Source organism: uncultured Thomasclavelia sp., from assembly GCF_944324745.1.
Classification (GTDB): Bacteria; Bacillota_I; Bacilli_A; order Erysipelotrichales; family Coprobacillaceae; genus Thomasclavelia.
Window position 1 is genome coordinate 18141 of the sequence record NZ_CALUXO010000092.1, and the last position, 13710, is coordinate 31850.

General features: G+C 28.1%; 8 protein-coding genes. 6 read left to right on the plus strand and 2 right to left on the minus strand.

Annotated elements, in window-relative coordinates:
- Window positions 1-38: 38 nt before the first annotated feature.
- Both Q0K54_RS13035 and Q0K54_RS13040 read right to left on the minus strand, forming a co-directional pair.
- The gene (locus Q0K54_RS13035; protein ID WP_294581882.1) at window positions 39-1775 is read right to left on the minus strand and encodes a M3 family oligoendopeptidase; all 1737 of its coding nucleotides are present in this window, start codon (window positions 1773-1775) and stop codon (window positions 39-41) included.
- Between the two features lie 51 nt (window positions 1776-1826).
- Window positions 1827-4694, minus strand: a complete 2868-nt coding sequence (locus Q0K54_RS13040; RefSeq protein ID WP_294581884.1) for a DEAD/DEAH box helicase — start codon at window positions 4692-4694, stop codon at window positions 1827-1829.
- A gap of 273 nt (window positions 4695-4967) precedes the next feature.
- Between Q0K54_RS13040 and Q0K54_RS13045 the strand changes: the two genes are divergently transcribed.
- From Q0K54_RS13045 to rpsD, 6 genes are all read left to right on the plus strand, one after another.
- Window positions 4968-6317 carry an SWIM zinc finger domain-containing protein gene (locus Q0K54_RS13045; RefSeq protein WP_294581886.1) on the plus strand — a complete coding sequence of 450 codons (1350 nt, stop codon included), beginning with the start codon at window positions 4968-4970 and terminating at the stop codon, window positions 6315-6317.
- A 110-nt stretch (window positions 6318-6427) separates the two neighbouring features.
- The gene (locus Q0K54_RS13050) at window positions 6428-7786 is read left to right on the plus strand and encodes a Wadjet anti-phage system protein JetA family protein (protein WP_294581888.1); all 1359 of its coding nucleotides are present in this window, start codon (window positions 6428-6430) and stop codon (window positions 7784-7786) included.
- A complete protein-coding gene (locus Q0K54_RS13055) occupies window positions 7779-8411 on the plus strand; it encodes a DUF4194 domain-containing protein (protein ID WP_294581890.1) in 633 nt (210 codons plus the stop codon). The genes Q0K54_RS13050 and Q0K54_RS13055 overlap by 8 nt, the downstream gene beginning before the upstream one ends.
- Entirely contained in the window at window positions 8389-11598 is a 3210-nt protein-coding gene (locus tag Q0K54_RS13060; RefSeq protein WP_294581892.1) for an ATP-binding protein, read from the plus strand. The genes Q0K54_RS13055 and Q0K54_RS13060 overlap by 23 nt, the downstream gene beginning before the upstream one ends.
- Complete coding sequence (locus tag Q0K54_RS13065) at window positions 11591-12799, plus strand: Wadjet anti-phage system protein JetD domain-containing protein (protein WP_294581894.1); 1209 nt, start codon at window positions 11591-11593, stop codon at window positions 12797-12799. The genes Q0K54_RS13060 and Q0K54_RS13065 overlap by 8 nt, the downstream gene beginning before the upstream one ends.
- A gap of 193 nt (window positions 12800-12992) precedes the next feature.
- Window positions 12993-13598 carry a 30S ribosomal protein S4 gene (gene rpsD / locus Q0K54_RS13070; RefSeq protein WP_294581896.1) on the plus strand — a complete coding sequence of 202 codons (606 nt, stop codon included), beginning with the start codon at window positions 12993-12995 and terminating at the stop codon, window positions 13596-13598.
- Window positions 13599-13710 lie beyond the last annotated feature (112 nt).

Here is a 13710-nt window from a genome sequence, read left to right on the forward strand (position 1 = left end):
TTAATATTATATCAATAAAAAAAATAGAAGTCTAATAATTAGACTTCTAGAAGTAACTGGCGGTATAATTCAATATCTTCTTTAAATGTATCAATTGATGCTTGCCAGAAATTTTGATTTTTTAAATCAATGCCAACATTTAAACAAACATCTTCTAAATCCATTTTACCAGTCAATGATAATAATTTTTCATAAGTTGTAGCAAAATCAGATTTATTATTTAAATATATAGAATATAATCCTTTTGCCAGTAATAAGCCAAAGGCGTATGGGAAATTATAAAATGAATATCCTGCATCATAGTAGTGGGGTTTCCAGGTCCACATATATGGATGCAGATAATTTGGATCTAAACCATCACCATAGGCCTCTTTTTGAGCTTGAAGCATTAATTCTTTAATTTTTAATACTGATAAAGCACCTGTTTTTCTTTTTTCAAAGAAGTTGGCTTCAAATAAATATCGTGAATAAATATCAACAATTACTTGGGTAGCCCCTGAAAGTTCGTCTTCTAAAAGTGCCAGTTTAGTTTTATTATCAGCATTTTTTAAAGCTGCTTTAGTGACAATAGTTTCACAAAATGTCGAAGCTGTTTCGGCAATCGGCATTGGATATTCACTATTTAAGATAGTTTCATTTTTTAAACATTCACCATGAAATCCATGTCCTAGTTCATGGGCCATAGTAATTACATCAGAAAAGTTATTACCATAATTTAAAAGAAAACGACTTTCATTAATACTTTGTAAATTACAACAAAAAGCACCACCAACTTTGCCACTATGAGGATAAACATCAATCCAGTTTTCATTGATAGCTTTTAAAGCAAAATCACCTAAATGTTTAGAAAAAGTATTAAATTGTTCTACTACAAATTGACATCCCTGTAAATAAGGATACTGACTATCATCATTTACAACAGGGGCATATAATTCATACCAGGGAAGACCATTTTGATATCCTAAATGCTGGGCCTTAATTTTTAAATAATCACGAAAGACATTTAGATTCTCTTTCATGGTCGCTAATAAAACATCTAGTGTTTCTTTAGACATTCGTGAATTGATCAAAGTTCGTTGTAATTCATCTTTATAGCCACGAAGTTTGGTAGTATATAAAACTTCGCCCTTAATACCATTTAAACATGCTGCAATGGTTTGTTCATAATCTTGATAAGCGGCAATTTCTGCCAAGTAAGCTTTTTTTCTTACGTTTTTATCTTTATCATAGGCCATGTTTAATACTTCAGTTAATGGATATTTTTTATTATCAATTTCAACTTCGATACTTGAAACAACCTGATCTTTTAGTTTAGCAAAAGCACTGCTTCCTGTATTTTGCATATGAGCTATAATACTTTCGCTGTTTTTATCAAGGGTATGTTTTTGTTGGTTTTGAATTTCAGTTAAAATATATAAATGATCTTTAATGACTTGACTATCGATGTTATTTAAGTCAAATGATGCGATCCATTGTTTGTTTAAAACATCTTCTTCAACAAAACCAGCTAGTAAATTATCTAACTGATCACTAAATTTTAAAGCTAGTTCATTAGTAGTATCAACAGATAAAGTTAAACTGATATAGCATGATAGCTTTTCAATTAATTCGTTCATTTTAATTGAATCCTTGATATAGTTTTCTAAAGCTTGAATATCTTTAGAATTACGATATTGACTTATCTGTTTTTGAATTATTTCTAAATTTTTAAAATCATTGATAAATTTTTCATCTTTAAAAGAAAGATATAACTTATCTAAATTCCACTCATTCATTAAATCACCTCGCCATTATTATACCAATAAACATTATAATTATTAAATAATTTAATCTAAAATAGAATCATCATTACTAGTAATATAATCATAAATATCTTGACGAATTTCATTTTCTAATTGATAGGTAAATTTAATAGCCGAATTCTTATTATCCGGTAATTGAACTTTGACTGGAGCATTGATTGCGTGAATCTGACCAAAATAGTAAAATTCTTTAGAGATAGCATCATCTTTATTTTTTCTGACAAATAAATGAATTTGAAGATGATTTTCATTTTCATGATAGATTCGTTGTATTTCTTCAGAATCAATACTTCGATTCGGTTTTGAAAAACATATTAAAGTCTTTGCATCAATAAACTGATGTTGATATTTACCACCGTGACTGGCATCAAGATCATGATTAATAAATACAGGCATAGTGTTAGTATGTTGATCATATTTATAGCCACCAATATTTAAAGGGACTGCATTGACCTGCCAGTTGAGCAGGCGACAGACATCTTCATAAGTATATTTTTCATACAGACAAAAGTTAGTATCTTTATAGGTATTAGCATAATTATTTTGATATCTGCTGATGCCAAAATCAATTACTTCTAAGATTTGTTGCTTGAATTCGGTGTTCGTTAGTTCTTTTTTAAAACTACTGGAAATATTTAAATTCTGGTCAATGAAAATGGCATCTTTAAAAGTTTTACGGGCAGAACCAGTAGCAAAATTTTGTGATAGAATATTGACAATCGTATCATAGCTAATATCTTTATATTCAATATTATATTGATCTTTTAATCTTTCTTTTAGACTGTCAAACAAGTTACTATGATTTTCAATAACTAATTTAAGAGCTTCCAACTCATGAATTCGTTTACCGGAAGCTAATTTAGTGGAAATATATGCTAAATATTGTTCTTGGATATTATTAAATTCAATCTGATAGTCTTTTTCATATTTAGATAAAAACTTATGATAACAACCTAAATTCTTGTTTTGGAAGATACGTAAAACATCAATAGATTCATAAGTATCAAAATCTTGTAATTTAGGAATTCTTCCTAGTTTTTGTTTTAAATTAAAATAAGCTTCTTTAATGATTTTAACATCACTGAAATTTGCTTTATCAATTGATTCAAAAATTCTCTTTTTAGAAATTTGATCAAAAGAAACAGTTGAGGCTCCAGGAATGATCAAAGAGCCCTCACTGACAAATCTTCGCAAATTGTCCTTGTTGTAACTTAGATTTCCGCTTAAAGCAATCGGAATTAAAAAGTTTTTTTCATAGTTAGCGATGAAATCTATGATAACAACATATTCTTTAGAATTGTGTTTCCTCAAGCCACGTCCTAATTGCTGGACAAAAATAATTGCTGATTGAGTTGGACGTAACATAACAATTTGATTAACTTTAGGAATATCAATTCCTTCATTAAAAATATCAACCGTGAAGATATAATCTAGATAGTCATCAGGATTATTAGTTTCTAGTTTATCCATGGCTGATCGTCGAGCATCTTCACTATCTTCTCCGGTTAGAGCAATAGTTTTATAGCCACGCTGGTTAAATAATTTTGATAATTCTTTAGCTTCTTCTTTGCGACTGCAAAATATTAGTCCTCGAACCCGATCACCGGAATAGCCATAAATATTTATTTGTTCAATGATGTGATCAACGCGGTGATTAGAAACTAGGTAATTAAAAGCTGTTTTATCATCTAAGGATTTTCCATTAACCGTAATATCACTTATACCATAATAATGAAATGGACATAGTAAATCATATTCCATGGCTTGTTGTAAACGGATTTCGTAAGCTATATTATAGTCAAACATTTTATAAATATCAAAATTATCACTTCTTTCTGGTGTTGCCGACATTCCTAATAAAAATCGTGGTTTAAAATAGTCAACCAATTCCTGATATGACGCTGCTCCTGCTCGATGAACTTCATCGATGACAATATAATCAAATGCATCCGGTAAAAACATTTCTCGATATTCTTTTTTATGGATGGTTTGAATAGTTGCAAAAATATAGTCAGTTAAAGTATCTTTTTGATTTCCGGTAAACATGCCAAAGCTATGATTGGAAATGATTTTTTTATATGAATTCATCGCCGCTAAAGCAATGTTTTCTCGATGAACGACAAAGAGCATTCTTTTAGGATCGTAGTTTTTTACATCAAAAGCACTTAAATAGGTTTTACCAGTTCCAGTAGCTGAAATAATCAGGGCTTTATCTTTATGATTTTTTCTAATATCTTCTAATGATTGTAATGCCCTTATTTGCATTTTATTAGGTCTAATGGATTGATTAGTCATGAAGTGATTGCTTGCTGGTAATTTTTGGTATGTTCTAGCATACTCATCAATCCAATTAGCTGTTAATGGAATAGAATTTTGCCATTGATATAAAAGTTCTTGTTTAATGGATTTTGAAATTTCTGAATCTTCATCAGTAAAAATTTCCATATTCCATTCTTGATTTACTGATAGGGCAGTTTGAGTTAAATTGGAACTGCCAATTATCATATTGAGATTTTGTCCTTTTTTAAAGATATATCCTTTAGAATGGAGATCAGTATTATGATCATGGTAGATTCGCACTTCAAGATTATCAAACTTAAGCAATTCTTTAAATACTTTTGGTTCATTAAAATTTAGATATGTTGAAGTTATGATCTTACCTTTGATTCCTTTATTTTTTAAATCAATTAACGTTTGTTTTAAAGTGGCTAAACCAGATAAATTGATAAAGGCGATTGATAATACAAAGCTGTCACATTTATCAAAAGCCTTGATTAGTTCATGGGATATCTTCATTCCCTGTTTATAGTTATTATAAAGTAATCGTGGTTGACTAGATGTAGAAGTTTTTAGCAGGATATCTTTTTTGCTTTCTAATAAATTTACTGTCATTTATCAAACCTCTTTTTTAGCTCTTCAATTAATTGTATATCAGCGGGAATCTTCTTTTCATCTTTAACAATTATTGCTGCTACAACTTTAATTGTCTTCATTTTTTCACGCTCCCTTTGAACATTATAACAATATTAATAAATTTATAAAAGAATTTAAATGTAATAAAACTTTCAAATGAGATGTTTAAATTCTAAATATTAACTCTTAAGTTACGAAGTTATTTGTTTATAATTGTCAATGATTATATAATAATGATAGGTGATGCTCAAATTGAAGGATTGGAAAAGTTTATTTGATAGTAAAAGATTAAAAAGGGGTCTGGCTTATTATTTAGAAAATCGAGTTGTTTCATTAATTAAGCGAAAATATGGATATAGCGCTAAAGTAACTGGAAATTATGATGACTATAATATTGAAATAATAGTTGATAAAAATGATCATTTTCATCGAGCTTATTGTGATTGCCCTGATTATAAAAATGGAAATATGTGTAAACATATTGCTGCAGTCTTTTATAAAATTGATCATGTCAATGAAATGTTTGAAAATAAAACAAAGGAAAAGCTGTTTAATAAAATTAATCAAGTTATTGACCAATTAAATGTTGATCAAATAAAAGAATATTTAAAGAAAGTAATTTGTCAAGAAGAACTTATTAATGATTTTAGGATGGAATTTATCGAATATTTTGATGAATCTGGTTTAAAAGAAGAAATTCAATACTTTTACTCTAATCTAAGTTCTTTAGATTATAAATATTATTATAAAGATGTAGATATTGCTGTGCTTGTCGAGCAAATTAAAACTTATAATGATGATATTCGATATTTGATTGAGAAAAATAAATTAGAGGATGCTTTTGAGTGTATTTGTACCGGAATTAATGGAATTTTGGCTACGGAATTAGATGCTGATATTTGTATTGATGTAATTGATGAATATATAGAACTGCTCAAAATGATTATTTCTCGTGATGATTCTGGTATGATTGATAAAATATTGGCATATTTAGAAAATGAAGATTCGTTTTTTGTTGGAGCGGATATCGTTGACTATTTGCTTGGTGACAGTCGCTATCATGATCGAACAATGAAGATGATAAGGAAGACAATTAAACAAGGAAAAATAAATATCCAGTATTTAATAGTTCTACTTTATAATTTGCAAGGACAAGAGTTGGATGAATTTTTCCATGGGGACCTTTTTTATTTCATAATCAAATATTTATATGAAAATGTTTATCGTGATTTTTTAATAGCTGTTTTACTAGAAAAAAGAAATGAATTAATATCTTATTATGTTCGTGAGAAAATGATAGATAAGTTGTATTTAGAGATTAAAGATGATTTTGCGTTACTATTTTATTATCGTGATATCTTAAAGAATAAATATCATGAAGAATTAACAAGCACAATTATTAACTATATTTTTAATCGGGCTAAAATAGCATGCTCTAGACATGAGTACCATGAAATCAGTTTAAAAATTGAAAGTTTATTAGAATTCAATGATAAACAGTTAGTTATTGATGTTATCAATAAACTCATTAATAAGTATCCTAAGCGATCAGCTTTTATTAAAGAGTTGCTAACATTAAAAATGATCCTGTTTAATAATTAGATAAAAATAACTATATAAGCGAATAGACGATAAATTTTAAACAATGCATTGAATAAAAGATATTTAAATAGTAATATAACTTCAAGAGGTAAAGTGAAAGGATTAATGAGATGTATAATATTTTTGACGTTTTACCGAATAATTTTTTTAATGTTTTTATTGGTGATAATAAAAGAATTATCTCGGATTGTTTATATTTAGTATATAATTCATTTAAAAGTGATTTGGCATTTACTAGTTCTAGAGAACAAGTGCTATTAATATTTCAAGATTATTTTGAAAATCATATTATTGATTTACAAAGCGATGAACAGTTAAATAATTCAAGAGACAAAGCACTATATATTTTAAAGAGATTAAAAGAGTGTGGCTGGATCAACGAAGAAACCGGGGAGAATTATGAAATATTTATTACCTTTGAAGATTATAGTATTAAAGTTTTAGAGAGCTTATTTAATCTTGATACTAGTAGTGACAACGGTGAGTATTCTGGTTTAATTTATAATATTTATATGTCTTTTAATAGTTTTGATGTTAATCGTGGTGATTTGGTCTTTGAAACAGCTTATGAAAATACTAGAGAACTAGCTACGAAATTAAAAAATCTAAATTCTAATATAAAAAAATATATTCAAAATTTATTAAATGAAGGGATGAAAGATGATCTGGAAGCTTTGTTGAACTCACTACTTCAGGATTATCAAACTAAAATAGTTGATCGCGCTTATTATAATTTAACGACTTATGACAATCCTTCTAAATATCGGCAACAAATAATTAATAAAATTGAAGAAATAACTGAAAATGAACAATATTTTGATTTAATAGTTCGTAATATTATGGAGCGAAAAGATATTGGTTATAAAGAAGCAATGCAAATATTAATAAAACAGAAAGATTATATTGTGGATTCGTTTGAACATATCGAAGATATAATGCAGGAAATAGATAGTAAAAATAATAAGTTTTTTGAATCAGCAATCAATCGAATTACTTTTTTATTGAATAATCAAAATGATATTGAAGGAAAGATCAACAATATTATTAAATCGTTGGAAATTAATGAAGAAATAATAGAACTTGGAAACATCTATACTAATTCTTTTGTGTCTAAAGATTCTTTATATGTACCTCGCAATTTTAATAAACCATTAGAGATTAATTTAGTTAATGAAGTTAAACTTGATAAAAAGATAAAGGATGAAAAAATTGCTGATTTAATTAATAAACAAAAATATTCTCATAAATTTATTGAAGAAAAAGTTTTAAAGATCTTAAAAGGTCAAGGTTCTTTTTTAGGATCATCGTTACCTTTAAATAATAATGATGACTTAGCTACTTTAGTTTTAATCTTTTTGTATGGCTATACCTATAATACTAAATATGAAATTGAGCCATTGGATCAAGAAGTCAGCGTTAATAATTATCGTTTTAAAGATTTTAAAGTAAAGGAGAAAATTAATGGATAAATATCGTATTGCGACTAATTTTTATAATCAGTTTATCCGTTTGACTGATGCTAAAAAAGAAGAGTTTTCAAGATTAACTAATAAATTATTGAGTGTCAATTATCTTTGTGCTAGTCGTCCTCGTGATCGTGAAGATTATTATAAAATTGTCGCTGATCTTGATGTCTATATTAATTATTTTTTATTGATGGATTATGTTTTAGAACATCATAGCGTTGATAAAGTTATCAATCTTTATAACAATCAAAACTATAATCGTTATATGTTTAAGAAAAATGAATCGCTGGTAATATTATTGTTGCGTCGGTTTTACTATCAAAAAATGCAGGAGATATCATTGTTAGATGATATTACAATTACGTTAGAGGAATTGCATGATGCAATCAGTGAAACTGGTATTGTTGAGAAACGGCTTAATAAAGGAGAAATCAAAGAAATATTTCGAGTACTTAGAAGATATAATATTATCGATTTAAGTAGTAATAGCTTGGAAGACAGTACGATAATAATCATTTATCCAACAATATTATATGTATTACCAATTGAAAGATTAGAAGAAATTGATAATATGCTTAGTGATTATCAAAAGCGAGGTGAGATAATTGAAGAAACTAGTGAAGATTAAAATTATCAACTGGCATTTATTTGCCAATGAGACAATTGAAATAAAAAATAATGTCGTAATTACTGGTGAAAATGGAACTGGAAAATCGACTTTACTGGATGCTTTACAATATGTTTTAACCGCTGGTAAAGCTAAGTTTAATAGTGCTGCTAATGATGCTGGAAAAAGAACATTGGAAGGGTATATCCGAGGTAAATTAGGTCGTGAGGGAAAAGAGTATTTAAGAAATGGTGATGTTGTTTCATATATCGTTTTGGAATACTTTGATGAAACATCGAAGCGTAGTCAGTTATTAGGAGTAATCTTAGAACTAAATAAATCAAATATAAAAAAGGAATTGTTTTTTCAGCTAATTGATCAAAAGATTGATGATAAATTATTTTTTGATGGTAATCATATTTATAATCGTAATGAATTTAGAAAAAATACTAAAAAATTGCGTATTAATGCTAATTTTGCTGATAAGAAAAGCAACGTTCCCAGCTTATATCGGCAGGCATTAGGAGTCAGTCAAAAGTATTTTCAATTGATTCCTCGAGCTTTAGCATTTAAACCGATTAATCATGTTTATAATTTCATTTTTGATTTTTTACTAAATGAAGATCCAGTTAAAATAGATGACTTACGAAATAATATTCGAGCCTATCGTAATTTAGGAAATATTTTAAAAGACCAACAAAAAAGATTAGAAGCTTTAGAAAAAGTAGAAAACTTTTATCTAAAATATCAAAAAGTAGAGGCTGATTATCAAAATCATCAAATTGCCAAAGATTTACTATATATCGATGGTTTAAATGATGAAAAAGACAAATTAATCATGACGATTGATAAAGGAAAACAAAAGATCAGCGATTTAAAGCAGTTATTGGCTATAGCTAAAGAAGAAACGGACAAATATCAAAAAGAAGTATTAAATTTAGAAAACATTTTAGAAAACAATGAAGGCTATCGCTTAAAAAAACAACTGGAAACTTCTTTAGAAAACAAGAAATCAGAATTTCACCAAAAGAAAATTCGCTTTGATGATTATCAAAGAAAACTGATTCAAGAAACTAAACTATTAAAACAATTAAGAATAAAAGAAGCTTTTATTAATCGAATTAATGATCAAGATTATAATAGTGATTATTTAAATGAAAATTTATATGATATTAAAAATGATTTAAATAGTCGTCGAAATGATCTAAGTGAACAAAAAATTATTTCCATGCAAAATTTAAAATCGTTACAACATAATTATAATGACTTAGTTGAACAGCATGATTTGTTAAGTCGAAATCGCTTTGCTTATCGCCAAGAGGTTAGGGAGTTGCTGGAAGTATTAAAACAGGAGTTATATCGTTATTATCATCAAAATATTGAAGTTAAACCGATGTGTGAGTACTTAGAAGTTAGCGATGAATCATGGCGTAATGCAATCGAGGGATATTTGAATACGCAACGTTTTGATATCATTATTGAACCCGAGTATTTTGTCAAGGCGATGGAAATTTATGAACAGTTTAAAGAGAGCCATGGTATTTTTGGGGTAGGGATCGTTGATGTAGCCAAACTGGAAAAATATCAAGAAACTAATAAAGATAGTCTCGCTAATTATGTTACTAGTTATAATAGTTATGCCAAAAATTATGCTAATATGTTATTGAATCGCGTAATCTGTGTTGAAAAAATTGAAGAACTAAGAAATTACCGCACGGCAATCACTAAAACCTGTATGGTTTATAATAATTATACTGTTAGAGCCATCAATCCTAAAGTTTATCTTCGGCCATTTATCGGTTTGGAAGCTATGAAAATTCAAAAAGAAATGGTGGAAAATAAATTAGATCAGTTAACTGTTGAAATTAAAGCTGAAAAACGTAAATATAATGATGTTGATCGTAACTTAAAGATTATTAATCAATCGCAAATAGAATCGTTAATTTCTTATGCCAGTATCGTGGATGAATATCATAATTTGGATAACGATATTCAGGAAATCACTGTCAGATTAAAGGATCTGATTCAAGATGATTCTATTATTTCGATAATGGAACAGCTAGATAAAGTTCAAGGCAAATATAAACAAGCTCAAGTTAATTATGATTCAAAACATCAACAGCATTTAAGGCTTGAAAATGAATTGACTGATAGTCAAATAAGGATTGATGAAATTGATAAGACTTTGCAACAATTGCCACCAGTACCTGAGGTAATTGATAGTAATGTCGAGAAAATCAGACAGCGATATTTAAGAAGATACAATGATAAATATCAAACAATGCAAAATAATTTATTAATCAGAATTCGTGATTTAGAAAAAGAAGTAACTAAAGAAAGTAATAATCTTGAATGGTCGATGAAAGCTTTTAATCATGAATTTAAAGTTGGTTTTGGTGAAACAGTGGCTAGTATTGATACGTATTTACAGCTTTATTATAAATTAAGAGATATTGAAATTGTCAAAAGACAAGATGATGTTCGTAATGCTAGACGCAAATGCGAGCAGTCATTCCAGGAGTCATTTATTTCTAGGTTAAATGAAAAAATTAATCAGGCTAAAAAGGATATTAGAGATTTAAATAAAGGGCTACAAGGTAAAAATTTCAATGGTGATAGTTATGAGTTTGAAGTAAATCCAAGTCGTCGTAAGGAGTATCGTCGTTATTATGATATTATTGCAACGAACCAGCAATATAATAGTGATGATTTATTTGTTACTACTTTATCTAATGAAAATCGGGCAGTCATGGATGAATTGTTTAATCAGATTGCTTTGTTAGATGAAGATGAAAGTGGTGAAAAATTACTTCAAAAGTATACCGATTATCGTGAATATTTAGATTATGATATTAAAATAACTCATGAAAATGGTGATTTTACGAAATTTTCTAAAGTTAATCGAGAAAAATCTGGTGGTGAAACCCAGACCCCATTCTATGTTGTAATTGCTTCAAGTTTTGAACAGTTAATTAAAAATCGTGTTGATGAAGATTCTGGCTGTGTTGTTTTATTTGATGAGGCTTTTAATAATATGGACGAACCCCGCATTGAAGCAATGATGAAATTTTACAGCGAGTTAAATGTTCAGATTATTTTAGCTGTTCCACCAACTAGAGCTGGAACGATCATGCCATATGTTGATACTACTTTAGCGATTATTAAAGCTGATGATTATTCATTTGTGGAGACGGTGATTCATGAATAAATATGGACTTAAAATATTAAATAGTCTGTTAGATAAATATGAACGAAGTGTTTTATCTAAACAAGGCTCTAATTTGCATCTGCAGATTAAATTTAATATTACTAAAATTTTTCCTAAATATAATCATAGTGATTATTACCGTGAAAGAGTCTTGATTGATGAGATTTCATATGAATTACAGAATTTAAAGTTGCTATTTTTGGAAGTAGATGATGACGATAATATTCTTGAGGTTAAATTGAATTTAGAAAAAAAGGCCATTGAACAAGTTTATCAATTGACCAAACGAGTATATTTACCGGATTATCAAACTAAAACATTAAATTATTTAAACAATTTATCGATTACAATTGACTGGATTGATAAATTTAGAAAACAAATGATCGATTGGTTAAATAATTACCGTAGTGTAAATCGCTATTTCAATCTGGAAAATATTAGTGAACTTGAGGATATTTTTACTGTTTTACTAGCTTTACCTAAACAAGATCAAGAAATATCTTTTCGTAAGTTTTCATTAAAGGTCTTAAAAGATTCCAAAAAATTGGAAACGATTAAAGGGAAAATAGTCAATATTATTACTGATTTTTATCCTGGAAGCTTTACTAATGAAGATGAGCTATTTGCCACATTCAACGTGTTAAAAAATCCGGGATTTATCTATCTGTCAGGTGATATTGTTATTAAGATCAATGATCAGATTATTGATATTGGTCGATTAAATAGTCCTTTTTCATTAACGACTGAAAATATTGAACGGCTGGAAATAATTAGGATCGATGATCAAAATGTATTAACGATTGAAAATCTGACCTCGTTTTATGATACGGTTTTAAGCGATACGTTAATTATTTATTTAGGTGGTTATCATAATAGCTTAAGACGAAAAATTTTATTAAAAATATATGATTTTGCACCACAATTAAATTATTTACATTTTGGTGATATTGATGCTGGTGGTTTCTATATTTATCGACATTTAAAAGAAAAGACCCTGATTCCCTTTAAAACAGTAGCAATGGATATTGAAACATTACAAAAATATCAAAATTATACTAAGAAGTTGACACAAAACGATCAAAAAAGATTAATTAGTTTAAAAGAAAAATTAAACTTACCAGTAATTGATTATATGCTTGAGCACAATTGTAAGTTAGAACAGGAAATTGTCGAAATCGATAATCTGATAAAAAAAGATTGACTAATAGTGAAAAAAAGTGTATATTTAATAGGCAACGAATGATAGCAGCACATAGAGTTTTGAAAATTGCGTTTATAGCTAATGTTTGTAAAGTAGCTAGCTGCAAAGTGAAATACTTAATATAAACACACTTCAATTAATCTATGCAATGTTATTGTTTTATGCAGATAAAACAATAAATGGAGGAAATTAAATGTCACGTTACACAGGACCAGTATGGAAAAAATCTCGTCGTTTAGGTTTTTCTATCTTAGAAAATGGTAAAGAATTAAACAGAAGACCATATGCACCAGGTCAACATGGTCAAAAAAGAAAAAAACAAACAGAATATGGATTACAATTAGCTGAAAAACAAAAAGTAAGACATATGTATGGAGTTAATGAAAAACAATTCCATAATACTTTCAAAAGAGCAGGGAAAATGGATGGTATCCATGGTTATAATTTCTTATGCTTATTAGAAAGCAGATTAGACAATGTTGTTTACAGATTAGGATTTGCACCTACAAGAAGAGCTGCAAGACAATTAGTAAACCATGGTCATATCTTAGTAAATGGAGTTAAAACTGATATCCCATCATTCAGCGTTAAGGTTGGAGATGTTGTAGAAGTTAAAGAAAAATCTAAAAATTTAGCAGTTGTTAAAGCTGCATTAGAAAACAAATCATTTACTCCTGCTTTCGTAGAAGTAGATGAAAACAAAGTTTCAGGTAAATTAACTCGTTTACCAGAAAGATCTGAATTAAATCAAGAAATCAATGAATCATTAATCGTTGAATACTATAACCGTATGGGTTAATAAACTAAATAAAATTAGGTATATCATAAGTATATTGCAGCTATGGTATACCTTTTTTGTTTTGATAATTTTTTTAAAAAGAAAAAGCCGATGAGCATCGACTTTATCTTAT